Annotated in this window: 24 protein-coding genes; 11 read left to right on the forward strand and 13 right to left on the reverse strand. The window is 71.8% G+C overall.

Features of this window, described 5'->3' with window-relative positions:
* Positions 1 to 82 precede the first annotated feature (82 nt).
* Entirely contained in the window at positions 83 to 1,387 is a 1,305-nt protein-coding gene (locus LQF12_RS12140) for an LCP family protein (protein ID WP_231053191.1), read from the forward strand.
* Positions 1,388 to 1,525: 138 nt separating this feature from the next.
* The gene (locus tag LQF12_RS12145; RefSeq protein ID WP_231053192.1) at positions 1,526 to 1,945 is read left to right on the forward strand and encodes a CoA-binding protein; all 420 of its coding nucleotides are present in this window, start codon (positions 1,526 to 1,528) and stop codon (positions 1,943 to 1,945) included.
* 1 nt (position 1,946) lies between these two features.
* On the opposite strand, the gene LQF12_RS12150 is transcribed toward LQF12_RS12145, so the two are convergent.
* Together LQF12_RS12150 and LQF12_RS12155 are read right to left on the reverse strand one after the other, a co-directional pair.
* A complete protein-coding gene (locus LQF12_RS12150; protein WP_231053193.1) occupies positions 1,947 to 2,954 on the reverse strand; it encodes a TIGR00266 family protein in 1,008 nt (335 codons plus the stop codon).
* A complete protein-coding gene (locus tag LQF12_RS12155) occupies positions 2,951 to 4,126 on the reverse strand; it encodes an acyltransferase family protein (protein ID WP_231053194.1) in 1,176 nt (391 codons plus the stop codon). Before LQF12_RS12155 ends, LQF12_RS12150 begins: the two co-directional genes overlap by 4 nt.
* 213 nt (positions 4,127 to 4,339) lie before the next feature.
* Here LQF12_RS12155 and LQF12_RS12160 point away from each other — a divergent pair, with 213 nt between their 5' ends.
* Positions 4,340 to 4,759, forward strand: coding sequence for a hypothetical protein (locus tag LQF12_RS12160; protein ID WP_231053195.1), 420 nt, complete (start codon positions 4,340 to 4,342; stop codon positions 4,757 to 4,759).
* An 88-nt stretch (positions 4,760 to 4,847) separates the two neighbouring features.
* Here the strand turns inward: LQF12_RS12160 and purE are convergent, their stop codons facing one another.
* Together purE and LQF12_RS12170 are read right to left on the reverse strand one after the other, a co-directional pair.
* Positions 4,848 to 5,375, reverse strand: coding sequence for a 5-(carboxyamino)imidazole ribonucleotide mutase (gene purE, locus LQF12_RS12165; RefSeq protein ID WP_231053196.1), 528 nt, complete (start codon positions 5,373 to 5,375; stop codon positions 4,848 to 4,850).
* Position 5,376: 1 nt separating this feature from the next.
* Positions 5,377 to 6,510 (reverse strand): 5-(carboxyamino)imidazole ribonucleotide synthase, encoded by a 1,134-nt coding sequence (locus tag LQF12_RS12170; RefSeq protein ID WP_231053197.1) that lies wholly within the window; start codon positions 6,508 to 6,510, stop codon positions 5,377 to 5,379.
* Between the two features lie 158 nt (positions 6,511 to 6,668).
* Here LQF12_RS12170 and LQF12_RS12175 point away from each other — a divergent pair, with 158 nt between their 5' ends.
* Together LQF12_RS12175 and LQF12_RS12180 are read left to right on the forward strand one after the other, a co-directional pair.
* Positions 6,669 to 7,247 carry a GtrA family protein gene (locus LQF12_RS12175; protein WP_231053198.1) on the forward strand — a complete coding sequence of 193 codons (579 nt, stop codon included), beginning with the start codon at positions 6,669 to 6,671 and terminating at the stop codon, positions 7,245 to 7,247.
* A 217-nt stretch (positions 7,248 to 7,464) separates the two neighbouring features.
* Positions 7,465 to 8,364, forward strand: coding sequence for a hypothetical protein (locus tag LQF12_RS12180; RefSeq protein ID WP_231053199.1), 900 nt, complete (start codon positions 7,465 to 7,467; stop codon positions 8,362 to 8,364).
* Positions 8,365 to 8,491: 127 nt separating this feature from the next.
* On the opposite strand, the gene LQF12_RS12185 is transcribed toward LQF12_RS12180, so the two are convergent.
* The 6 genes from LQF12_RS12185 to LQF12_RS12210 form a co-directional block, all read right to left on the reverse strand.
* Positions 8,492 to 9,796: an ATP-binding protein gene (locus LQF12_RS12185; RefSeq protein WP_354004672.1), complete on the reverse strand. Its 1,305-nt coding sequence runs from the start codon at positions 9,794 to 9,796 to the stop codon at positions 8,492 to 8,494.
* Between the two features lie 31 nt (positions 9,797 to 9,827).
* A complete protein-coding gene (locus LQF12_RS12190; protein ID WP_231053200.1) occupies positions 9,828 to 10,511 on the reverse strand; it encodes a response regulator transcription factor in 684 nt (227 codons plus the stop codon).
* 97 nt (positions 10,512 to 10,608) lie between these two features.
* Complete coding sequence (locus LQF12_RS12195; protein ID WP_231053201.1) at positions 10,609 to 11,637, reverse strand: adenylate/guanylate cyclase domain-containing protein; 1,029 nt, start codon at positions 11,635 to 11,637, stop codon at positions 10,609 to 10,611.
* Between the two features lie 76 nt (positions 11,638 to 11,713).
* Entirely contained in the window at positions 11,714 to 12,379 is a 666-nt protein-coding gene (locus LQF12_RS12200) for a GntR family transcriptional regulator (protein WP_231053202.1), read from the reverse strand.
* Positions 12,369 to 13,091 carry a maleate cis-trans isomerase family protein gene (locus tag LQF12_RS12205; protein ID WP_231053203.1) on the reverse strand — a complete coding sequence of 241 codons (723 nt, stop codon included), beginning with the start codon at positions 13,089 to 13,091 and terminating at the stop codon, positions 12,369 to 12,371. The genes LQF12_RS12200 and LQF12_RS12205 overlap by 11 nt, the downstream gene beginning before the upstream one ends.
* Positions 13,088 to 13,873 (reverse strand): maleate cis-trans isomerase family protein, encoded by a 786-nt coding sequence (locus LQF12_RS12210; RefSeq protein WP_231053204.1) that lies wholly within the window; start codon positions 13,871 to 13,873, stop codon positions 13,088 to 13,090. Before LQF12_RS12210 ends, LQF12_RS12205 begins: the two co-directional genes overlap by 4 nt.
* 78 nt (positions 13,874 to 13,951) lie before the next feature.
* Here LQF12_RS12210 and LQF12_RS12215 point away from each other — a divergent pair, with 78 nt between their 5' ends.
* Entirely contained in the window at positions 13,952 to 14,932 is a 981-nt protein-coding gene (locus LQF12_RS12215) for a D-2-hydroxyacid dehydrogenase (RefSeq protein ID WP_231053205.1), read from the forward strand.
* The gene (locus LQF12_RS12220; RefSeq protein WP_231053206.1) at positions 14,929 to 16,299 is read left to right on the forward strand and encodes an amidase; all 1,371 of its coding nucleotides are present in this window, start codon (positions 14,929 to 14,931) and stop codon (positions 16,297 to 16,299) included. Before LQF12_RS12215 ends, LQF12_RS12220 begins: the two co-directional genes overlap by 4 nt.
* Positions 16,300 to 16,323: 24 nt before the next feature.
* Here the strand turns inward: LQF12_RS12220 and LQF12_RS12225 are convergent, their stop codons facing one another.
* Both LQF12_RS12225 and LQF12_RS12230 read right to left on the reverse strand, forming a co-directional pair.
* Positions 16,324 to 16,818 (reverse strand): DUF3830 family protein, encoded by a 495-nt coding sequence (locus LQF12_RS12225; RefSeq protein WP_231053207.1) that lies wholly within the window; start codon positions 16,816 to 16,818, stop codon positions 16,324 to 16,326.
* Positions 16,819 to 16,873: 55 nt separating this feature from the next.
* Positions 16,874 to 18,121 carry an aspartate aminotransferase family protein gene (locus LQF12_RS12230; protein ID WP_231053208.1) on the reverse strand — a complete coding sequence of 416 codons (1,248 nt, stop codon included), beginning with the start codon at positions 18,119 to 18,121 and terminating at the stop codon, positions 16,874 to 16,876.
* A 129-nt stretch (positions 18,122 to 18,250) separates the two neighbouring features.
* Here LQF12_RS12230 and LQF12_RS12235 point away from each other — a divergent pair, with 129 nt between their 5' ends.
* Together LQF12_RS12235 and LQF12_RS12240 are read left to right on the forward strand one after the other, a co-directional pair.
* On the forward strand, positions 18,251 to 19,699 hold the full coding sequence (locus tag LQF12_RS12235; RefSeq protein ID WP_231053209.1) for an NAD-dependent succinate-semialdehyde dehydrogenase: 1,449 nt from the start codon (positions 18,251 to 18,253) through the stop codon (positions 19,697 to 19,699).
* A gap of 117 nt (positions 19,700 to 19,816) precedes the next feature.
* Entirely contained in the window at positions 19,817 to 20,365 is a 549-nt protein-coding gene (locus tag LQF12_RS12240; protein ID WP_231053210.1) for a type 1 glutamine amidotransferase domain-containing protein, read from the forward strand.
* A 72-nt stretch (positions 20,366 to 20,437) separates the two neighbouring features.
* On the opposite strand, the gene LQF12_RS12245 is transcribed toward LQF12_RS12240, so the two are convergent.
* Positions 20,438 to 21,223 carry a biotin--[acetyl-CoA-carboxylase] ligase gene (locus LQF12_RS12245; protein ID WP_231053211.1) on the reverse strand — a complete coding sequence of 262 codons (786 nt, stop codon included), beginning with the start codon at positions 21,221 to 21,223 and terminating at the stop codon, positions 20,438 to 20,440.
* 231 nt (positions 21,224 to 21,454) lie between these two features.
* On the opposite strand from LQF12_RS12245, the gene LQF12_RS12250 reads away from it, so the two are divergent.
* Both LQF12_RS12250 and LQF12_RS12255 read left to right on the forward strand, forming a co-directional pair.
* Positions 21,455 to 23,053: an acyl-CoA carboxylase subunit beta gene (locus tag LQF12_RS12250; RefSeq protein WP_231053212.1), complete on the forward strand. Its 1,599-nt coding sequence runs from the start codon at positions 21,455 to 21,457 to the stop codon at positions 23,051 to 23,053.
* Positions 23,050 to 23,322: an acyl-CoA carboxylase subunit epsilon gene (locus LQF12_RS12255; RefSeq protein ID WP_231053213.1), complete on the forward strand. Its 273-nt coding sequence runs from the start codon at positions 23,050 to 23,052 to the stop codon at positions 23,320 to 23,322. Before LQF12_RS12250 ends, LQF12_RS12255 begins: the two co-directional genes overlap by 4 nt.
* Positions 23,323 to 23,354 lie beyond the last annotated feature (32 nt).

The raw sequence follows: 23,354 nt of genomic DNA on the forward strand, positions 1-23,354 counted from the left end.
AGCGCGCCACGGCCCCGCACCCAGCCCGGCCCGCTACTCTCGTGCTGCCGCGGGACGGGAACGATCGAGGAGCTGACCCACGATGACTGACGATCCGTTCGCCGACGAACCCCGGCGCGCCCCCGGGCGGCGGCCTCGCACCGGCGGCAGCCGGGCCCGCGACGGCGGCTCGGCCCGTCCGGTGAATGGCTCGCCCCAGCGCGAGACCCCCGCGGATGCCCCGCAGGTGCGCCGCACCTCCGCCCGGCCCCCCAGTTTCGCCCCGGGAGGGCAACCCCACGACGGCGGAGCCCGCCCGCCGGTGGACCGCACCCGGGTGATGCCCGCTGGGCAGGCGCCCCCGCCCGCCCGGCCGGTCCACCGTCCTACCTCCGGCGGTGGGCAGGCTCCCCCGCCCGGCGGGCCCGGCGGCACCGGTGGCCCGCCCTCCGGCGGCAGCCCCCGACGACGCCGCGTGGCGCGCCGGCGCGTCCTGACCGTCCTCGCCGTGCTGCTGATCCTCGCCCTCGCCTGGCCGGTCGGGCTGCTGATCTGGGCGAATGGGCAGATCACGCACGTCGCCGCCACCAACGACGATCTGAGCACCGAGGGGACCACCTACCTGCTCGCCGGCTCGGACTCGCGTGACAACTCCGGCCTGACCGGGGACACCACCGGCGGGGAGCGCACCGACACGATCATCCTGCTCACCGCACCCCCGAGCGGCACCGCATCGCTGATCTCCATCCCCCGAGACACGTTCGTGGACATCCCGGGCTTCGGCCCGAACAAGATCAATGCCGCCTACGCCTACGGCGGGCCCGAGCTGCTCGTGGACTCGGTGCAGAGCCTGACCGGGATCGAGGTGGACCACTACGTCGAGATCGGGATGGGCGGCGTGGCCGATGTGGTCGACGCCGTCGGCGGTGTGGAGCTGTGCCTGGACTACGACGTCGACGACGCCGACTCCGACCTGGTCTGGGACGCCGGCTGCCACATGGCCGATGGCGACACCGCACTGGCCTTCGCGCGGATGCGCAAGGCGGACCCGCTCGGGGACATCGGCCGGACGCAGCGCCAGCAGCAGGTCATCAGCGCCGTCTCCGACGCCGTCGTGGAGCCCTCCCTGGCAGTGCGGCCCGCCGACCAGGTCCAGCTGATCGACGCCGGGCTCGGCGCCCTGCTGGTCTCCGAGGGCACCGGCATCATCGACCTCGGGCAGATGGCGCTCGCGTTCCGGTCCGCCACGGGGTCCGACGGCGTCCGCGGCACTCCCCCGGTGGCCGACCTGAACTACCGGCCCGGCGGGGTGGGCTCCACGGTGCTGCTCGACCCGGACCTCGCACCGGCGTTCTTCGAGGCCGTCGCCGACGGCACCGTCACCGAGGGCGATCTGCAGGAGTACTGAGCCTGCCGACCCAGGTTCCACGCACGGACCGAGGGTGCGGGCATCGACCGGGCTTGCACCGTCGGTCCGTGCCGGGAACCTGGGTCCGCCTGGGACGGTCGCGGGAATCGACCGGACCACCGGCGGCGTTGCACCGGCATGAGCACCCACACCAATGACCCGGCCACGATCGAACGGCTCCTGCGCACCCCCGGCCGGTGGGCCGTCGTCGGACTCTCGGACAACCCCGCCCGGACGGCGTATCGCATCGCCAGCTACGTGCAGGGGCTGGGTCACGAGATCGTGCCCGTGCACCCCAAGGCCGAGACCGTGCACGGGGCCACCGGCTACGCGAGCCTCGCCGAGGTGCCCGGTGAGATCGACGTCGTCGACGTCTTCGTCAACTCCGACCTCGCCGGCGGCGTGGTCGACGAGGCGATCACCCGCGGGGCGAAGGCCGTCTGGCTGCAGCTGGGCGTCATCGACGAGGCCGCGGCGGCGCGGGCCCGCGAGGCCGGGCTGGACGTGGTGATGGACACCTGCCCGGCGATCGAGGGACCGCGCCTCGGCCTGGGCTGACTCAGAAGCGGTTGTCCCCGCCGAGCAGGTTCCCGAACCCGCCCAGCACCGACCCCTCACCCCGGTCGCGGCCGCCGGTCTGCGGCGCGGCGGCGAGCATCCGGCCGGCCATCCGGGAGAACGGCAGCGACTGCAGCCACACCTTGCCCGGGCCGGTCAGGGTCGCGAGGAACACGCCCTCCCCGCCGAAGAACATCGACTTCACCCCGCCGACCGGGCGCACGTCCATGTCGACGGTGTCGTGGTAGGCCATGACGCAGCCGGTGTCGACGTCGATGCGCTCCCCGACCGCCAGCTCGCGCTCGATGATGGTGCCGCCGCCGTGCACGAAGACCCAGCCGTCGCCCTCGAGCTTCTGCATGATGAAGCCCTCGCCACCGAACAGGCCGGTCATCACCTTGCGCTGGAAGTGGATCCCGATCGAGACCCCGCGCGCTCCGGCGAGGAAGCTGTCCTTCTGGCAGATGAGCCGGCCGCCGTGGTCGGAGAGCTTGATGGGCAGCACGGTGCCGGGGAACGGTGCGGCGAAGGAGACGTGCGCCTTGCCCTGGCCCTCGTGGGTGAACATCGTGGTGAACAGCGACTCCCCGGTCACCACCCGCTTACCGGCGGAGAGGACCTTGTCCATGAAGCCGCCGCCGGCACCCTCGGCCGCGGACCCGTCGCCGAAGACGGTGTCCATCCGCACGCTCGCGTCCTTCATCATCAGCGCACCGGCTTCGGAGATCGCGGTCTCACCCGGGTCGAGCTCGATCTCGACGAACTGCATGTCCTCGCCGATGATCCGGAAGTCGATCTCGTCCGAACGGCGCCCGGCCTGGGCCGGCGCCGGTGGCGGCGGGGGCGAGCCGGCCGATCCGAGCTCGGCGATCGACTGGATCGGCAGCCACTCGGCGAAGCCCTCCCGCCAGGCGTGCCCGTTCGGGTTCGCCGCCGCCTGCGCGCGGGCCTGCTCGTCCTCGAACGGCCCGGTCCGCTCCCCCTGATAGGTGAAGTACCACTGACTCATCGATGCTCTCCCTGATCGCTCCCACGGCGCCCGTCGCGACGCTCCGCGCGCAGCCTATCGACACCGGCAACCGGCGCACCGGCCGCCGGCGGCTCCCCCAGCAGCCGCAGCACCCCGTGCTTCATGCGCGGCGCCAGCGGCCGCTCCACGCAGCGATGCACCAGCCAGGCGAGCGTCAGCGACAGCGCCGTCGCTGCCACCACGCTCACCACCGGGCCCACGCTCTCGCGGAGCCCGGCGATCACCCACCACCCCCAGTACTGGTGCAGCAGGTACACCGGATAGGTCAGCGCCCCCACGGTGGTCAGCCACCGCCAGTCGATCTGCGCGGCCGGGGTCAGCGAGATCAGTCCCACCGCCACGAAGCACGCGGTCACCAGCGAGCCCAGCAGCCACGGGTTCAGGGCGTACGGGGTGTTCTGCTCCACCTGCTCGCTCAGGCCCGGCACCGTGTGCCACACCGCGAGCGCCGCATTCCCGAGCAGCACCAGCCACCGCCAGGGCGTGTGCCCGCGTGAGTAGAGCAGGTACAGCACCATCCCGCCGGCGAAGAAGGGCGCGTGCCGGTAGATCAGCCAGTCCCAGAACCACTCCACCCCGGATTCGGCCAGCGCCCACCCGGCCAGCGGCCACAGCACGGCCAGCCACATCACCCGGCGGGTGGTGACGCCCCAGAGCACGAGCAACCCCATGAGCAGGTAGAACTTCAGCTCCACCCACAGCGTCCAGTAGACGCCGTCGACGTGGGGGACCTCGAAGGCGGCCTGCACCATCGTCAGGTTCACGGCCACCTGCTCCAGGCTGGGCGCCCGGCCGGGGTTCCACATGAGGATCAGCAGCGCACTGGTGAGCAGCACCGCCGTCCAGTAGCCCGGATAGAGACGGCTGATCCGGGAGGCCACGAAGTAGCGCCAGCCCCGCCCCTGCGCCGTCATGAGGATCACGAACCCGCTGATGACGAAGAACAGGTAGGGCGCCAGCGCCCCGTACCCGAACCACACCCCCACCCGGGCGGTGGCGTCCTCGATCGGCTCCCCCCACACGGGGCCCTCGACCTGGTCGAAGGCGGCGTAGTGGTAGCCCAGGACCGCGACCGCGGCGAAGAACCGCAGTCCGTCCAGCAAGCGCAGCCGCCCGCGCGGCACCGCCCTCAGTCCTTGCTGCTCAGTCACCCGCGGAACCTTAGCGGTTCCGCCAGTAGGGGCTGCCGTCGCGAGCGGTGTATCCAGTGCGTACATCGCAAGGCGGAGGAGGAAGGTGTGGCGGAGCCACGTCGACCGACGACAACGCAGCGAGGTGCGCGCTGGGGCATCGCGTAGCAGGCATCGACCTACTGGCGGAACCGCTGAGCCGGATCGGCTGGGCCGGCGACGTATCCTGAGCCGATGACCGCACGGATCCGACTGCTGCTCGTGGCGCTGCTCGCCATGACGCTGCCGGTCTCCGGCTGCCAGTTCGTCCAGGACCAGGCCGGGGACGTGGTCGAGCACGCGATCGAGGAGGCCGTGGCCGGACTCGACCTGACCGACGGCGTGCCCGAGTCGTTCCCGAGCGGTGTCCCGCTGGTGGAGGGGCCCGCGCGCGGGGCCAGCCGCTCCACCGACACCGGCACCGAGTGGGTGGTCCTCATCGAGGCGGACGATCAGGGCGAGGCCGCCCAGGAGGCTGTGGAGGGCGCCGGGTTCGAGGAGAAGCACGCCGTCTCCACCGAGGCCGGCCTGATGGCCGAGTACTCCGACGGCGCCCATCACCTCACGCTGATCGCCTCCGGCACCCGCGTCGTATACGTGATCCGCGGGGTCTGAGTCCGGCCGGGTACCGAACTGACGCCCCTCACGGCACCGGTGCCATTTCTGGCACGGACCTCGCCCCAGCCGTCAGTTCCGGCCCGCCTCAGCGACCGAAGCCGGTGCGCTGGCTCCGTGAGGAGCGCAGCCGGGCGCCCTTCGCCTGGGCGCTCTCACGCAACCCCTGCTGGAACTGACGCATCGTCTCCCGCAGCTGGGCTGCGCCGTCGTCGGCTCCGGCGCCGAGGATGCGGGCGGCGAGCAGGCCGGCGTTACGCGCCCCGCCCACCGAGACGGTGGCCACCGGTACGCCCGCGGGCATCTGGACGATGGAGAACAGCGAGTCCATCCCGTCCAGATGCTGCAGCGGCACCGGCACGCCGATCACCGGCAGCGGCGTGACCGAGGCGAGCATGCCGGGCAGGTGGGCGGCTCCTCCGGCGCCGGCGATGATCACCCGCAGCCCACGATCGGCGGCCTGCTCTCCGTAGGCGATCATCTCGTGCGGCATACGGTGCGCGGAGACCACATCCACCTCGACCTCGACGCCGAACTCGGCGAGTGCCTCCACGGCGCCGGTCATCACCGGCCAGTCCGAGTCCGACCCCATCACCACACCGACCACTGCGCTCATCTCAGCGTCCTCCCAGCAGCGCTGCTGCCTCTTGGGCCCGACGGCGCACCGTGGGCAGATCCGACCCGGCCACGGTCACGTGGCCGAGCTTGCGTCCGGGGCGCACCGACTTGCCGTACAGGTGCACCTTGGCGTCGGGGTACTCGGCCATCAGGCGCGGGTAGGCGCTCGAGGGGTCCTCCAGCGCGGAGCCGAGCAGGTTCACCATGACGGCGACCTCGGAGGTCATCGCGGTCTCCCCCAGCGGCAGGTCCAGGACCGCCCGCAGGTGCTGCTCGAACTGGCTGGTCACCGAGGCGTCGATGCTGAAATGACCGCTGTTGTGGGGCCGCATCGCGAGCTCGTTGACGAGGATCACGCCGTCGTGGGCCTCGAACATCTCCACGGCCAGCACACCGGTCACTCCGAGCCCGGCGGAGATCTTCTCGGCCACGTCCACCGCGTCCTGGGCGACGTGATCGGGGATCTCCGGCGCGGGGGCGACGACCTCGGCGCACACCCCGCCGGTCTGGATGGTCTCCACCACCGGCCACGAGCGCACCTCGCCGGAGGGACGGCGGGCCACCAGCACGGCGAGCTCGCGACGAAAATCGACCTTCTCCTCCAGCAGCACCTCACCGCGCGGGTGGTCGAACCAGGTGGCCACGCGCTCGGCGTCGGCCGGGGACTCGAGGACCTGCACCCCCTTGCCGTCGTAACCGCCCACCGGGGTCTTGGCCACCAGCGGCCAGGCCACGACGTCCTGCTCGCGCAGCTCGGCCACCGAGGAGACGGCCGTCCAGCGCGGGCACGGCACCCCGAGCTCGGTCATCCGGCGGCGCATGACGATCTTGTCCTGGGCGTGACGCAGCGCCTGCGGCCCGGGCTGGACGTTGACCCCGCGGGAGACCAGCTCGGCCAGCACCGGCTGCGGGACGTGCTCGTGCTCGAAGGTGAGGACGTCGGCGCCGTCGGCGATCTGCGCCACGGCGGAGGCGTCGTCGGCCCTGCCCACCCGGGCGTGCGGGACCACCTGGGCGGTCGCGCCGTCGCCGGCCTCCACCAGCGCCTGCAGCCGGATCTGCAGCGCTCCGGCGGGCTCGGCCATCATCCGGGCGAGCTGTCCGCCCCCTACCACGGCTACGACTGGTCCCATGGGGGCTCACCCTACCGACTCCGCGCCGGCCGTCGGCGAGGTCGGCCGGCCGGATCGACACGGATGCGCAGGTCTGCGACAACTGGCGGGCGCAGAGGTGCGCAGCCGTGTCGATCCGGTCAGCGGCCCGGGATGGACCGGGCCGTTATCCTGACCCGATGGCCACCCCCACCTCCCCCGACGGCGTCACCTGGCGCGCCCGGGTGGCCGACCGCCGGCGCCGGCTGACCGCCTGGCTCGGTGAGCTGCTCCGGTTCGGGACCGTGGGGCTGATCGCGTTCGTCGTGGACACGGGGCTGATGAACCTGCTGCGGTTCGGGCCCGGTGAGCTGCTCGGGCACAAGCCGCTGACCGCGAAGGTGATCTCGGTGAGCGTGGCCGTGCTCGTCGCCTGGCTGGGCAACCGGTACTGGGCCTTCGCCGCCAAACGCAGCGAGGAGACCCCGACGGCGCGCAGCAAGGAGCTCGTGCAGTTCGCCGCCGTCAATGTGGTGGGGATGGCGATCGCCGTCGGCTGCCTGGCCGTGTCCCACTACCTGCTCGGGTTCACCTCCCCGCTCGCCGACAACATCTCCGCCAACGGGGTCGGGCTCGTGCTCGGGACGGCGTTCCGGTACCTCGGCTACCGGTACTGGGTGTTCACGGGGGCACCACCTCCATCGAATCCATATCCGTCATCGGAATCCGTTTCTGCACGTTCGGACGTGGATTCCAACGACAGAAGTGGATTCCGATAGGTCCCCGCCCCGACGCCCCCACATCCCCAGCCCCACCCCGTGGCGGCACGCTCCCGGGAGCGCCTGTGCTGAGGTGCGGCCCATGGACATCTCGAACTCGTCTCACCCGGGCCCAGCGAATCGGCCTGCGGACCGGCTGATCCGGTTCGGTGACGCCGCTGCTACCGGCCAGGGCGGCACGCTCCGCAAGGCGCACCGGGAAGGTCGGGTGCGTCGGGTGACCCGGGGCATCTATGCACCGGTTCAGCCGGAGAAGGACCTCTCGGCAGCGCAGATCACCGCCGCGCGCTATCGCGAGCGGGTTCTCGCGATCGCATGCCGCCGCCGGGAACCCATATTCACCGGCCCCTCGGCACTGGCGCTCCTCGAGCTTCCGATCATCGGGCCCTGGCCCAGTGACGTGTTCGTGGTCTCCGCCACGCGGCAGGGACGACGACGATCCGGTGTGGCGGAGATCGCGCGCCGGTTCGAGGTGACGACGACGATGGCGAACGGCTGCGTGATCACGTCCGTCGAGCTGACGCTGATCCAGGCAGCTCGTCGGCTACCGCTGCTCGGCAGCCTCGTGGCGGCCGATGCTGCCTGCCGCGTGCCGCGATCCGGGCCGGACGGGCCGCTGACCACCCCGGGTGCGCTGTGGACGGTTCACGATCGCTTGATGCCGTATCAGGGGTCCGCGCGGGTGGTCGCGATGCTCGAGCGGGTCTCGACCGGTTCCGAGTCCCCGCTGGAGACGCTGAGTGGCCTCATCATCGAGTCGCTCGGCTTCCAGGCGCCCCGCCAGCAGGTCCGCTTCCAGCTCTCGTCCCACGCGGAGGCGTTCGTCGACTTCTACTGGGAGGGAGTCAATGCCGCCGGGGAAGCCGACGGCGACCTCAAGTACCGCGCCATCGGCGAGGGCCCCGGAGCCGCCGAGCGCGTGATCGCCGAGAAGCGTCGGGAGGATGAGCTGCGCGAGCAGCTCAGCGCGCTCACACGCTGGGGATGGAGCGACTGCTGGCAGCGCGTGCGCGGAAGCGACGGCCGCATCCGTGGTGCTCCCCGGCTCGATCGCCTCGGAGCGAAGCTGCTGCGCGCCGGCGTTCCGCAGACCCGCCTACGACGGCGCCTCCTCTGAGCCCAGCCCGTGTGCGCGTAGGAATCCACGTCGGGCATAGGAATCCGCTTCTGCGCTCCCAGAAGTGGACTCCGATGACGGAGGTGGATTCCCAGGGGTCAGCACGCCGGCGGACGTGGACGCCCGCTCAGCGGCGCCGTCGCCGGCGCCCCACCACCACCAGCGAGCCCGGCGGCAGCACCTTGTCCGGGTCGAGGCGCTTGGGCACCGCGTTGAGGAAGATCGCGAAGACCGGGGGCCGGCGTTGGGCCAGCTCCAGCCGGCCGCCGTCGGCCGTGACCAGGTCGCGCGCCAGGCCCAACCCCAGCCCGGTGCCCTTGCCCGAGGTGACATGGCGCTCGAAGATCCGCGGGGCCAACTCGTCCGGCACTCCGGGGCCCTCGTCGGCCACCTCGATCACCACCCCGGTGTCGGCGCCGGACTTCGAGGGCCGCACGTGGACCGAGGTGGTGCCCTCGCCGTACTTGAGGGAGTTCTCCAGCAGGGTGGCCAGCACCTGGGCGAGCGCACCCGGAGTCGCCAGCACCGAGACGTCGACGGCGTCACCGACGACCAGCTCCCGCCCCGCCCGGGCGTAGGTGCGAACCCACTCCTCGCGCTGCTGGTCGAAGACCTCCTCCAGGTGCAGCGCCTCGGTGGTCCCGCCCTCGGTCTTACGGGAGGTCTTGAGCAGGTCGTCGACCACGTGCACCAGCCGCTCCACCTGCTCCAGCGAGATGCGGGCCTCCTCGCGGACCTCCTCGTCCTCGCTGAGCAGCTGGATCTCCTCCAGCCGCATCGACAGCGCCGTCAGCGGGGTGCGCAACTGGTGGGAGACGTTGGCGGCGAACTGCCGCTCCGCCGCGATCCGGCCGGCCAGCCGGTCGGAGGTGCGGGCCAGCTCGGCGGCGACCAGGTCGATCTCCTCCACCCCGGAGGGCTCCAGCCGGGGACGCACCTGCCCGGAGCCGATCTGCTCGGCACTGGCGGCCAGATAGATCAGCGGTGCCGCGAGCCGGCGCGCCAGGCGCAGTGCCACCATCGCGGCCACCCCGAAGGCCAGCACGCTCAGCCCGGTCACGGCCAGCACCACCTGCGCACTACGCCAGAACAGCAGCGATCCGCTCACCTCCAGCAGCACCAGGGCGCCGGAGGGGGACGTGCTGGAGGCCACGAAGGCCTCCTCGGGCGGGCCCACGTCCGGGCCGGCCACCACCTCGGTGCCGCTGGGAAGCCGCACCGTGATGCGCGCCGGCGTCCCGGACTCCTCGTCCACCCAGCGGTCCAGGTAGTCCTGGTCCACCGGGAGATTCAGCCCGAGGCGCCCCTCCACCGAGCGGGTCACCGACTCGGTGCGCACCTGCAGGTTCTGCTGCACGCTCTCCTGCACCATGAGCGCCCCGAAGATCCCCATCGGCAGGCCGAGGAAGATGACGGCGACGGTCACGGCCACCACCGCGACCGTCAGGACGCGTCGGCGCAGGTCAGCTCACCCCGTCCTCGAACCGGAAACCCATGCCACGCACGGTCGAGATGTAGCGGGGGGCGTTCGCGTCGTCGCCGAGCTTGCGCCGCAGCCAGGACACGTGCATGTCGAGCGTCTTGGTCGACCCGGTCGGGTCAGAGGCCCACACCTCGCGCATCAGTCCCTCGCGGGAGACCACGGACCCGGCCTCGCGCACCAGCACCCGCAGCAGCTCGAACTCCTTGGCGGTCAGCTGCAGCTCCCGCTCCCCCTGGAAGGCGCGGTGGGCGGCGGCGTCCACGCGCACGTCCTGGGCGGCGATCTCCTCCGACTCCACCCCGTCGGAGCCGGCGCGGCGCAGCAGCGCCCGCACCCGGGCGAGCAGCTCGGCCAGCCGGAACGGCTTGGTCACGTAGTCATCGGCCCCCGCGTCCAGCCCGACGACGAGGTCGACCTCGTCGGCGCGGGCAGTCAGGACGAGGATCGGCGTGGTCATCCCCTGGTTGCGGATCCACCGGGCGACGTCGAGGCCGTCCATGTCCGGCAGGCCCAGATCGAGCACGAACAGGTCTGCCTGGGTGGCCTCGTCGATCGCCCCACGGCCGGTGCCGTGCACCGACACCTCATACCCCTCGCGCGTCAACGCCCGGGCCAACGGCTCGGCAATGGCCGGGTCATCTTCTGCTAATAGAACTCGGGTCACAGTGCCATGCTAATGCCACGATCTGACCGCGAGGCCAGATCCGAGCCAGATCGATCTTCCCGCCTGCGGCGTGAGGGCGCAGCGTCGGGGAAAAACCTCAGTCCTGACGGCGCACGACCACCGGATGCACCTCGCCCAGGCCCGGCACGGCGCGCACGTCCATCGGGTCGAGCACCACCCCATGGGCGCTCAGGTCCCCCTCCAGCAACGCGGCGGAGACGTCGTCCATCAGCACGGTGCCGGGCTCGGCGATGTCGGTCAGGCGCGAGGCGAGGTTGACCACGGGTCCGAAGATGTCCCCGGAGCGGGAGAGCACGCGGCCCCAGACCACCGACCCGCGCACCGGCAGGTCCCCCGCACCCATCGCGGCCACGAGGCCGGTCGCCGTGCGTACACCGGTGAGCAGGTCGTCGGCCACGAAGAGCACGGCGTCGCCGATGGTCTTGACCACCCGGCCGCCGTGCTGGGCCACGACGTCACGCGCGATCGTCTCGAAGTCCTGCACCAGGCTCGTCAGCGCCGCCCGGTCCAGGTCGGCCGCGCGGGTGGTGTAGGAGACGATGTCGATGAACCCGACGGCCCGCTCCAGGGGCAGCTGGCCCGGGTCGGGCGCCTCGTTGCCCAGCCGTGCGACGTCCTTGTCGATGCGCCCCAGCAGGGCCACGAGCTGGCGCCGCCAGGCGTAGTCCAGCTGGTCGCGCAGCAGCGGGCTGAGCTCGACCAGCCGGTCCAGCACCACCAGCCGCGCGCTCACGTCGTCCAGGGAGTAGCGAACCGTGGCGTCCTGGACCAGGGCCTCCACCTGCCACAGCACCAGCCGGTCCATGGAGTGCCCGAGCGCCCGGACCAGGTCCTGCGCGGTGGTCAGGCTCATCCCCCCGTCGGTGACGACGTCGACCAGGTCACGCAGCGCGGCCACGTCGGCGTCGGTGAACGGGTGCGCCTCGGCCGGCACGTCGGCGAAGCCGAGCGCGCGCCAGTAGCTGTGCACCAGATGCTCGGGGACCTCGGCAGCGTCCGCGAACTGCGCCACTGTCATGGTTCCGGGGCCGCCGAGCAGACGCTCCTCGTGACGGCGGAGGGTCGACGGCGCAGCCTCACGGCTCGGGTCGGTCTCCTCGCTCACACCGCCGAGGGTAACGGGTCCGCCCGGGCGCCGGCCGGGACCTCGGTCCCGCGCCGCCACGCGCCCGCAGCGAGGCTCAGGTCGTGGCCAGCTTCCCGCGCAGGCGCCGCACGGCGTCGTCCAGGTGTGCGCTCACGACGGCGTCCATCGCCTCGGGCGTGCCGGTACGGACGGTCTCGCGCCACTCCTCGTGCTCGCGGACCTGCTCGGCCAGGTCCGGGTAGGTGGTCTGCAGCTCGCCGAGGCAGATGCGGGTCTCCACCAGCAGCGTGCGCATCGCCCGGGCCAGGCGCGGGCTGTCGGCCGCGCGGACGAAGACGTCGTGGAAGAGCTGGTCGGCGTTGGAGACGGCCGTGGCGTCCCCGCGCTCGGCGGCGCGGGTCATCACCTGCAGCGGACGGCCCAGCGCGCGCCACGCCGCCTCCCGGCCACCGGCGAGGACCAGCCGGCCGGCCCCGCGTTCGATCGCCGCCCGGGTGCGGTAGACGTCGACCATGTCGGTGAGCGTCAGCTCGGGGACGAAGATGCCGCGGTGGCGCACGCTGATGGCGATGCCCTCGGAGACCAGCCGCTGCAGCGCCTCCCGCACCGGCCCGCGGGAGACCTCGAAGCGGGCGGCGATCTCGGCCTCGCCGAGCTGCTCGCCCGGCGCGAGGGTGCCGGTGAGGATCGCCGAGCGCAGCTGCTCGGCGATGAGCTCGGCCGTGGACATCCGGTGGGCGGGCGAGGGGTCAGGCAGCACGAGGACCTCCTCCGAACAGCGAGCCGAGCGCGGGCGCGTGGGCCTGCCGGCCCACCAGCCGCAGCGCCTCCCAGATGGTGACCTGGTTGGCGGTGAGGACCCGCTTACCCAGGCGCTCCTCCAGCCGGGGCAGCTCGCGCAGGGTGTGCATCGCGGTGTCGGGGATGAGCAGGGCCTCGGCGTCGGGATGGTCGTTCGCCTCCGCCAGTGCCAGCACCTGCTCCCCGGTCAGGCGACCCACCTCGGCGGCGGTGTCGATACCGGCGCTGCTGGTGGCCACCACCTCCACCCCTGCGGCGCCGAGGAACTCGGTGAACAGCGAGGCGACGTCGTCGGGATAGCTGGCCGCCACGGCCACCGTGCGCACGCCGAGCGCCTCACAGGCGCGGGTGAAGGCGAAGCTGGTGCTGGAGGCGGGCACTCCCGCGGCCTCGGCGAGGCGCTGCACCTGCTGGGCTGCGCCGTCGGGGCGGTAGACGAAGCTGCCGGAGGTGCAGGCCCACACCACCGCCTGCGGGGCCGCGGCCGCGAGCTGGCGGGCGCCGACAGCCAGGCGCTCCGGGCTGCCGAGATCGAGCAGCTCGGGCACGGCGTGCAGATCAGTGCCGTAGATGTGGGTGACCTCCAGGCGCAGCCCGAGCAGCTCGGCGGCGTAGGGGTAGTCGTCCTCGGCGGCGTGGTCGGGGTAGATGAATCCGAGTGTGGTGCTCATGAGCGGACGTCCTGTGCGGGGGCGGTGGTCTCGGGAACGGGGCCGAAGACGGAGCCCAGCCATCGGCCCGGCCCCATCATCGGCAGGCCCATCCGGGCCAGGCAGGCCCAGATCGTGAGCTGGTTGGCGGTCAGGACCGGTTTGCCGAGGCGCTGCTCCAGCGGGTCGATCACGTCGTAGGTGGGCAGGTTCGTGCAGGAGACGAAGACGGCCTGCGCCTGGGGATCATCGGCGGCCATGATCCGCTCGGCCACGGTGCGGTAGTTCACCTTCCAGATCCCGCCGCCCAGGCCCAGGTGGTTGGAACGGATCACCTCGACGCCGAGCTCGGCGAGGTAGGCGTGCAGGCGCAGCGTGAGCGGTTCGTCGTAGGGGGTGATCACGCTGATCCTGGTCAGCCCGAGCGTGCGGATCGCCTCGGCGAGAGCACCGGAGGTCGTCAGGGCGGTCGGTGCGCCCGCCTCCAGGATGGCCTCGACCAGCCCACGCTCGTAGTCGACGCCGTGGATGAAGCTTCCGGAGTTGCAGAGGTAGGCCACCACCTCCGGCTCGGTGCCGAGCACGTCCTGGGTGGCCCGGCGCAGATGCGCACGGTCGGAGACGAGCTCGGCCATCTGCAGGCTCACCGGCACCGGTTCGAAGGGCGTGCGTGCCAGGTGCAGGCTCACCTCGAGCGGGCACCACCGCCACAGTTCACGCTCGAGCGCCAGGTCGAACGGCGCAATGATCCCGATGCCACGCTGAGCCAGCGGACCCTCGAACTCCGCGCCGTCCAGTTCCAATACCGGCCTCCCGAGAACACGAACCCAGACCGGATTCGGATTGTTGACAATAGTACGACCCGCTCCTACGTTGTCAACGTGCCTGAGCCAGCCCGCGTCCTTGTCCTGCACGACGGATCCGCGACCAGTTCGCCCGGCCTGGATGCTGTGGCGGAGCAGGCGCCCCTCACCTTCACCGACGAGGCAGGGCTGGCCGAGGCACTGCCCGGGGCGGACGTGCTCTACCTGCACCACTTCCTCAGTCACGCCCTGCGCGAGGCATGGCCGGCAGCCGATGCGCTGCAGTGGGTGCACGTCGCCGCCGCGGGTGTGGACCCGGTGCTCTTCGAGGAGCTCATCGGCAGCGACGTGACCGTCACCAACTCCCGCGGCGTATTCGATGACGCGATCGCCGAGTACGTCCTCGGGCAGATCATCGCCGGCGCGAAGGGGTTCCGGGCCGCCTGGCGGTCCCAGGCCGAGCACCGCTGGCAGCACCGCGAGTCCGACCGGGTGGCCGGCCAGCGGGTGCTGGTGGTGGGCACCGGGGCCATCGGGCGCTCCATCGCACGGTTGCTGCGGGCAGTGGGGCTCGAGGTGCGCGGGGCCGGGCGCCGGGTGATCGAGCAGGACCCTGACTTCGGGCACGTCACCGACGACCTGCTCGGCGCCCTGCCCGAGTTCGACTGGGTCGTGGCCGTGGCGCCGCTGACCGAGAGCACGCGCGGGATGTTCGGCACCAAGGAGTTCGCCGCCATGCCCGCCCACGCCCGGCTGATCAACGTCGGCCGCGGGGAGCTGGTGGACACCGACGCGCTGGTCGAGGCGCTGGAACGGGGCGCCATCGCCGGAGCGGTGCTCGACGTGGTCGATCCCGAGCCGCTGCCGGCCGGCCACCCGCTGTGGGACCTGCCCGGCGTGAGCCTGACCGCGCACCAATCGGGGGACGTGCGCGGGTGGCGCGAGGAGCTCGACGCGCTGTTCGCCGACAATCTCGGCCGGTGGCGCCGCGGCGAGGAGCTGCGCAACGTCGTCGACACCGAACTCGGTTACGTGCCCACCACGAGGAGCCAGACGTGAACCCGAACGAGATGACCGCCGTCGAGCTGGCCAGCGCCTACGGCAGCGGGCAGCTGAGCCCGGTGGAGGCCACCCAGGCTGCGCTCTCGGCGATCGAGGCGCGCAACGACGAGCTGAACGCGTTCTGCCTCGTCGACGCCGAGGGCGCCCTGGCGCAGGCGCGCGAGTCCGAGCAGCGGTGGCACTCGGGCCACGTGCAGGGCCTGCTCGACGGCGTCCCCATCTCCATCAAGGACATCTTCCTCACGAAGGGCTGGCCCACGCGGCGCGGCTCGGCCGCGGTGAACCCCGACCAGCCGTGGGAGGTGGACTCCCCCGTGACGGCGCGCCTGCGCGAGGACGGGATGGTCTTCCTCGGCAAGACCACCATGCCCGAGCTGGCGTGGAAGGCGACCACGGACTCCCCCGCGTTCGGGATCACCCGCAACCCGGTGGACCCCACGCTGACGGCGGGAGGATCCTCGGGCGGGTCGGGAGCCGCCGTGGCGGCGGGCATGGGGCCGGTCTCGGTGGGGACCGACGGCGGCGGCTCGGTGCGCATCCCGGCCTCCTTCTGCGGGCTCGTGGCCCTCAAGCCCACCCACGGGCGCATCCCGCTGTTCCCGGCGAGCCCGTTCGGCCCACTCGCGCACGCCGGCCCGATGACCAGGACCGTGGACGATGCGGCGCTGCTGATGGACATCCTGGTGCTGCCCGACCACCGCGACCCGACGGCACTGGCTCCCACGAGCTCGACCTACCGCGGCGAGGTGACCCGGGAGGTGACCGGGCTGGGCGTGGCGTACTCGAAGGACCTCGGCTTCGCCTCCGTCGATCCCGAGGTCGCGGCCGTGGTCGAGCGGGCGGTGCGGGCCCTGGATGCCGCCGGACTGGTGGTGACCGAGGCCGACCCGCCGATCGAGGATCCGATCGAGGCGTTCGAGCTGCTGTGGGCGACCGGGGCGGCGACGTTGCTGAACTCGATGTCCGGGGCCCGCGAGACCATCGACCCCGGCCTGGGCAAGGTCTGGGACGCCGGACTGACACCGAGTGCGGTGGAGTACCTGCAGGCGCGTGCGGTCGCGGCCGAGCTGGGCATCCGGATGGGCGCCTTCCACCGCACCCACGATCTGCTGATCACCCCGACCATGCCGATCACGGCCTTCGAGGCCGGGCACGACGTCCCCCCGGGCAGCGATCTGACGAGCTGGCCGCAGTGGACGCCGTTCACCTACCCCTTCAACATGACCCAGCAGCCGGCGATCTCGATCCCGTGCGGACGGACGGCGGCCGGTCTGCCGGTGGGCCTGCAGATCGTGGGCCCGCGTCATTCCGACGATCTGGTGCTGGCCGTGGCGCGATTCGCCGAGCGGGTGCTCGCGGCCTGAGGTACCGGCCGGAGCCTCCCGCCCTCACGCCCGGGCGAAGCTGAGCGTCTCCCCCTCGACCCCGCGCAGCCACAGGTCGTTGCAGGCGGCGGCGATCTCCTCCAGGCCCTCGGTGATGGTGGCGAAGACGTTGCCCGGCACCCAGCCCATGTCACCGTTGATGAGCAGGTTGTTGCGGCCGTAGAAGATCGCCAGGTCGGTGGCGCCCTGCTCGGCGTGCGCGGCCGATCCCGCCTCGTATCCGTACGCCGGATTTCCGATCTCCCACGGTTCGAAGTCGAACAGGCACACGTCCCCCGGGATCGGGGTGACGGTCGGGTTCTCCCGGTGCGGGGCCGCCGTCAGCCGGGGCACGAGGGTGTACACCTCGTTCCGGGCGTACTTGGCGTGCAGCGCGGCGCCGGACTGCGGCAGCGCGGCCCAGACGGCGGCACAGGTGCCGGGCGCCTCTTCCTCGAGCAGGCGGGCGCGGCAGGTCACCCCGCGCGAGTCGAGAGTGATGGTCAGGTAGCGGGCCACGGTGGCTCCTTCACAGTCAGCGGGATCGGATGCCCGGACGTAATCGAGAGTGGACCTACACCTCGGCGAGCACCTCGCGCCAGATGGCCAGGGCATCCTCGACCTGCTCGGAGGTGACCACCAGCGGCGGGATCATCCGCACCACGTTCATGTACGCACCGCAGGTGAGCAGCAGCAGACCCTTCTCGCCGGCGAGCTTCTGTGCGGCCGCGGCGCGGGCGGTGTCGGGCTTGCCGTCGGTGGTGAACTCCGAGCCGACCAGCAGGCCGAGGCCGCGCACGTCCCCGACGGCGTCGGTGGCAGCACCGCGCGCTCCCTCGAGCAACTGGACGCCCCGTTCGGCGGCGTTGCCCACCAGGTTCTCGTTCTCGATGACCTCCAGCGTGGCCACCGCGGCCGCGCAGGCGACGGCGTTGCCGCCGTAGGTGCCGCCCTGGGACCCGGGCCACGCCTTGGACATCAGCTCCCGGGAGGCGGCGATCCCGGAGATCGGGAACCCGCTGGCCAGGCCCTTGGCCATGGTCATCACGTCCGGGCGCACGTCGAAGTGCTGGTGGCCGAAGTAGGCGCCGGTGCGTCCGAAGCCGGTCTGGATCTCGTCCATCACCAGCAGGATCCCGTGCTGATCGGCGCGCTCACGCAGACCACGGAAGAAGCGGGTGTTGCCGGGGATGTAGCCGCCCTCCCCCAGCACCGGCTCGACCATGAAGGCCGCGGTCTCGGCCGGGGAGGTGAGGGTGGCGAAGATGTAGTCCAGCTCGGCCAAGGCGAAGTCGGTGGCCTCCTCCTCGCTCCAGCCGTACCGGTACGCCGTCGGGAAGGGGGCCACGTGCACCCCGCCCATGAGCGGGGAGAAGCCGGCGGAGAAGCGGGTGCCGGAGGTGGTCATGGTGGCCGCGGCCACGGTGCGGCCGTGGAAGCCGCCGTGGAAGACGATCACGTTCGGCCGGCCGGTGGCCTGGCGCACCAGGCGCAGCGAGGCCTCGATCGCCTCGCTGCCGGAGTTGGAGTAGAAGACCGAGTCCAAGCCCTCGGGAAGCACCGATCCGAGCTTCTCGGTCAGGGCCAGCATCGGCTTGTGCATCACGGTCGTGTACTGGCCGTGGATGAGGGAACCGACCTGCGCCTGCGCGGCGGCGACCACGTGCGGGTGGCAGTGGCCGGTGCTCGTGACGCCGATCCCGGCGGTGAAGTCGAGGAAGCGGCGGCCGTCGGTGTCGTAGAGGTAGGACCCCTCGCCGTGGTCGACGAGCACCGGGGTGGCCTGCTTGAGCAGGGGCGAGAGCGTGGTCTGGTGGGTCACAGGTCCTCCTCGGGGCGTCGAGCACCCGATCGGCATTGTCGGATTGTCTACAATTGGTAGCATGCCTGAGTCAGGATTCCTACCCCTCGGGCCGGACGAGTCCGCCCTCGTCGATCGAAAGCCGCAGCGATGACACCCACCGAAGCGATCGCCTCCGTCCCCACCGACCTGTTCGTCGCCGGCTCGTGGCGCGCCACCGCGCGCACCATGCCGGTCGAGAACCCCGCCACCGGCGAGATCCTCACCCACGTCGCCGATGCCGATGCCGATGAGGCGATGACCGCCCTCGACGCCGCAGCCACCGCCCAGCCGGACTGGGCGCGCACACCGGCCCGCGAGCGCAGCGAGATCCTCTACCGCGCCTTCGAGCTGCTGCACGCCGAGGTCGACCGGCTGGCCACGATCATGACCCTGGAGATGGGCAAGCCGCTGGCCGAGTCCAAGGGCGAGATCGCCTACGCCGCGGAGTTCTTCCGCTGGTTCGCCGAGGAGGCCGTGCGCATCGACGGCGGGCACATGCGCGCACCGGCCGGCGGCGCGCGGTTCCTCGTCTCCAAGCAGCCGGTGGGCCCGTGCGTGCTCATCACGCCGTGGAACTTCCCGATGGCGATGGGCACCCGCAAGATTGGCCCGGCGATCGCGGCCGGGTGCACCAGCGTCATCAAGCCCGCCGAGGCGACCCCGCTGAGCACCCTCGCCCTGGCCGACATCCTGCAGCGCGCCGGCCTGCCCGACGGCGTCGTGAACGTGGTCACCACCTCGCGGGCGGGCGAGGTGATGGAGCCGCTGCTGCTCGATGACCGCTCCCGCAAGCTCTCCTTCACCGGCTCCACCGCGGTGGGCAAGAAGTTGCTGGCCCAGGCGGCGCAGACGGTGATGCGCACCTCGATGGAGCTCGGCGGCAACGCACCGCTGATCGTCTTCGACGACGCCGATATGGACACCGCGATCGCCGGCACCATCGCGGCCAAACTGCGCAACATCGGCCAGGCCTGCACTGCGGCCAACCGCATCTTCGTGCACACCTCGGTGGCGGAGGAGTTCACCCGCCGCCTCACCGAGGAGATGGCCGCACGCCGCATGGGTCCCGGTCTGGAAGAGGGCGTCACGATCGGCCCGCTCATCGACGACACGGCCGTGCAGAAGGTCGCCTCGCTCGTGCGTTCGGCCGCCGACGGCGGAGCGAAGGTGCTGCTCGGGGGTGTGCCCGACACGGGTCCTGGCCACTTCTTCCCGGCCACGGTGGTCACCGACGTGCCCGCCGGCGCCGAGCTCGGCAGCACCGAGATCTTCGGCCCGGTCGCCGCGGTCAGCACCTTCACCGACGAGGACGAGGTGATCGCCCGCGCGAACGCCACCCCGCACGGCCTGGTCTCCTACGTCTTCACCGAGTCGCTGCGGCGCGGGCTGCGGGTCAGCGACGCCCTCGAGGCGGGAATGGTCGGCCTGAACCAGGGGGTCGTCTCCAACCCGGCGGCGCCGTTCGGTGGCGTGAAGGAGTCCGGGCTCGGCCGGGAGGGCGGTTTCGTGGGGATCGAGGAGTTCCTCGACACCAAGTACATCGGGATCCCCGACTGACCGTTCCTCCGAACTCCCACCGCGGCGCCGGCCCGGGTTCTCACTCGGCGCGCGCCCGGCACAGGGGTGTGCCTATGGTGGCGAGGCAGTACTTCCGAGGAGAAGAAGGAGCACATCATGGCTGAACTGACCGGTAAGACCGTGGCCTTCCTGCTGACCGACGGCTTCGAGGACAGCGAGCTGACGAGCCCGTGGGAGGCGGTCACCGCCGCCGGAGCGGACGCTGTGCTGGTCTCCCCCGGTACCGGTGAGGTCTCCGGCAAGAACGGGCACTCCCAGTCAGTGGACGTGGTGGCCGCCGAGGCCAACGCCGCCAACTACGACGCACTCGTGTTGCCCGGTGGCGTCGTCAACGCCGACCACCTGCGGATGGACACCGACGCGGTGGCGTTCACGAAGGCGTTCTTCAGCCAGCACAAGCCCGTCGGCGTCATCTGCCACGGCGCCTGGATCCTGGCCGATGCCGACGTTCTCGGCGGCCGCACGATCACCTCCTACCCGAGCCTGCGTGCCGATCTGCGCAACGCCGGCGCCACCTGGGTGGACGAAGAGGTCGTGGTGGACCAGGGGATGGTCTCCAGCCGGACGCCGGACGACCTGCCCGCGTTCAACGACAAGCTGGTCGAGGAGATCGGCGAGGGCCAGCACTCCGGCCAGACGCCCTAAGGGCTCGCGAACAGGCCCAGGCTCCCCACTGACCCTTCCGGGAGCCTGGGCCGCTTCGTGTGCAGACGCCTCTCAGGCAGGGCGCACGTGCTCGACGTCGCCGGCGTGCACCACTCGCTCGCCCTCCGGCGTGCGGACCCGCAGGGCGCCGTCGGCCGCCAGGCCGGTGGCTTCGCCGTCGTGGATCCCTCCCCCGGGCAGCGTGACCCGCACGTGCGTGCCCAGCGTGAGGCAGACCGGTGCCACCACCGCCGCCGGATCGGCACCGGCCTGCCAGGACTCGATCAGCGCGGCGAGGTGGTGGTGAATGGTGCGCGCCAGGTCGGGGGCGCTCGCGCGCACGCCGAGCTCCTCGGCCGCGCCGGCCCAGGGCACCGGAAGCCCGCCCGTGACGAGGTTGGCGCCGATGCCGACCACCACCCCGGACCGGTCCGGGGTCACCTCGCTGAGCACCCCGGCCACCTTGCGCAGGCAGCCCCACTCCGCGAGCACCTCGGGCCCGCCGTAGTGCACGACGTCGTTCGGCCACTTCAGCCCGCACGCCACCTCGTGCGGGGGTGCTGCGCCGTCGGGCTGGAGCTCGTGCAGGGCCTGCACGACGGCGACCCCCGCCAGCAGCGGCACCCACCCCCACCGCTCGGCCGGCAGCGACGGGCGCAGCAGCACCGAGAACGTCAGCGCCGGGTGGGAGTCGGTGGTCCAGGTACGCCCGGCCCGGCCCCGCCCGGCGAGCTGACGGGTGGCGAGCAGGACCGACAGGTCCGGCCACGCGTCCGGGTCGGCGCTCGCGCGCGCCATCAGCTCCGAACTGGTCGACCCGACTTCCTCGACGATCTCCCACCGCGGCTGTGAGCTCATGGCGCCAGCCTGCCACTTCGAGCCGTCGGCGCCCACCTCCCCGGGGTCGAAGAATTGACCCATTCTCCCTCGAAGGGCCGAATATTTGACCCTTGCTCGCTCAAGGGTCAAATACTCGGCCCGCGGGTGATCGCGCTCCGGCGGAGTTGTCGATGTCCCACAAATCCGACGCCGGCACGCGCGCCGCCACCGTCACCCCCTTGGCGACCAGGCACAACTACAGTGCAGGGTGTGAGCACTTCCGAAACCCCCGCCGACACCTCCACCACGGCCGGCAAGCTCGCGGACCTGGACAGCCGCCGGGCCGCTGGGCCCGAAAAGCTGGCCGAGATCGCCGTCGAGAAGCAGGGCGCCCGAGGCAAGAAGTCCGCCCGCGAGCGCATCGACGCGCTGCTGGACGAGGGCAGCTTCACCGAGCTGGACGCCTTCGCCACGCACCGTTCGGTGAACTTCGGCCTCGACGCCAAGAAGATCTCCGGTGACGGCGTCGTCACCGGCTACGGCACGATCGACGGCCGGCAGGTGTGCATCTACTCCCAGGACTTCACCGTCTTCGGTGGCTCGCTCGGGGAGGTGCACGGGCAGAAGATCACCAAGGTGATGGACCTGGCGATGCGCACCGGGGTGCCGCTGATCGGCATCAGCGACGGCGGCGGGGCGCGCATCCAGGAAGGTGTCGCGGCGCTGACCCAGTTCGCGGAGATCTTCCGGCGCAATGTGGCTGCCTCCGGGGTGATCCCGCAGATCTCCCTCATCCTCGGGCCCAGCGCCGGTGGGGCCGTGTACTCCCCCGCGCTCACCGACTTCATCATCATGGCCGACCAGACCTCGAACATGTTCATCACCGGCCCGGACGTGATCCGCTCCGTGACCGGCGAGGACGTCGGCTTCGAGGCGCTCGGCGGGGGGCGCACCCACAACGAGCGTTCGGGGGTGGCGCACTACCTGGCCGCGGACGAGGACGACGCCTTCGACTACGCCAAGGCGTTGCTGCACTACCTGCCCACCAACAACCTCACCGACCCCGAGACCTTCGACGCCCCGGCCGACCTCGAGCCCACCGAGGCCGACGAGGCGCTCGACTCCCTCGTCCCGGACTCGGACAACCAGCCCTACGACATCCACACCGTGATCGAGACCGTCCTCGACGACGGTGAGTTCCTCGAGGTGCAGGCGCTGTTCGCCAAGAACGTGGTGGTCGGGTTCGGGCACGTCGAGGGTCACCCGGTGGGCGTGGTGGCCAACCAGCCGCTCGCGATGGCCGGCACGCTGGACATCGCCGCCGCCGAGAAGGCCGCCCGCTTCGTGCGCACCTGCGACGCCTTCAACATTCCCGTGCTGACGTTCGTGGACGTCCCCGGCTTCCTGCCCGGCACCGACCAGGAGTGGAACGGGATCATCCGCCGCGGAGCCAAGCTGATCTACGCCTACGCCGAGGCCACCGTGCCGCTGATCACCGTCATCACCCGCAAGGCCTACGGCGGGGCCTACATCGTGATGGCCTCCAAGCAGCTCGGGGCCGACCTGAACCTCGCCTGGCCGACCGCACAGATCGCCGTCATGGGCGCCGGCGGAGCCGTGAACATCCTGCAGCGGCGCACGCTGAAGGAGGTCGCGGACAGCGGCGGCGACGTCGAGGCCGAGCGCACGCGCCTGGTCGACGAGTACACCGAGGCCATCGTCAACCCGTGGGACGCCGCCCAGCGCGGCTACGTCGACGCCGTCATCCGCCCGGCGCAGACGCGCGAGCAGATCGTCAAGGGCCTGCGGGCCCTGCGCACCAAGCGCGCGTCGCTGCCGGTCAAGAAGCACGGGAACATCCCGCTGTGACCGGCCAGAACGGCACGAGCAACGGCAACGGTCACTACGCCGGGATCGGGGAGATCCCCTCGGACATGGTGCGGGTCATCAAGGGCGCCCCGGACGAGGCGGAGCTGGCGGCGCTGGTGGCCGGGATCGTCGCGGCCCGGGCGGCCGCTGCGCACGAGGAGATCGACGACGGCGCCCGCACGGCCGTGTGGACCGACCGCGCCCACCAGCTCGGCCACCCCGCCCGCCCCGGGCGGGGTTCGTGGCGCTGGAGCGCCATCCCCCGCTGACCCCCTCACCCGCTCGGCGTCGGCAGCTCGCG

Source organism: Ruania suaedae, assembly GCF_021049265.1.
Classification (GTDB): Bacteria; Actinomycetota; Actinomycetes; order Actinomycetales; family Beutenbergiaceae; genus Ruania; species Ruania suaedae.

Coding starts and splice junctions, on each gene's coding strand:
- LQF12_RS12140 (WP_231053191.1), top strand. CDS start 83: ATGACTGACGATCCGTTCGCCGACGAACCCCGGCGCGCCCCCGGGCGG.
- LQF12_RS12145 (WP_231053192.1), top strand. CDS start 1,526: ATGAGCACCCACACCAATGACCCGGCCACGATCGAACGGCTCCTGCGC.
- LQF12_RS12150 (WP_231053193.1), bottom strand. CDS start 2,954: ATGAGTCAGTGGTACTTCACCTATCAGGGGGAGCGGACCGGGCCGTTC.
- LQF12_RS12160 (WP_231053195.1), top strand. CDS start 4,340: ATGACCGCACGGATCCGACTGCTGCTCGTGGCGCTGCTCGCCATGACG.
- purE (WP_231053196.1), bottom strand. CDS start 5,375: ATGAGCGCAGTGGTCGGTGTGGTGATGGGGTCGGACTCGGACTGGCCG.
- LQF12_RS12170 (WP_231053197.1), bottom strand. CDS start 6,510: ATGGGACCAGTCGTAGCCGTGGTAGGGGGCGGACAGCTCGCCCGGATG.
- LQF12_RS12175 (WP_231053198.1), top strand. CDS start 6,669: ATGGCCACCCCCACCTCCCCCGACGGCGTCACCTGGCGCGCCCGGGTG.
- LQF12_RS12205 (WP_231053203.1), bottom strand. CDS start 13,091: ATGAGCACCACACTCGGATTCATCTACCCCGACCACGCCGCCGAGGAC.
- LQF12_RS12235 (WP_231053209.1), top strand. CDS start 18,251: ATGACACCCACCGAAGCGATCGCCTCCGTCCCCACCGACCTGTTCGTC.
- LQF12_RS12240 (WP_231053210.1), top strand. CDS start 19,817: ATGGCTGAACTGACCGGTAAGACCGTGGCCTTCCTGCTGACCGACGGC.
- LQF12_RS12245 (WP_231053211.1), bottom strand. CDS start 21,223: ATGAGCTCACAGCCGCGGTGGGAGATCGTCGAGGAAGTCGGGTCGACC.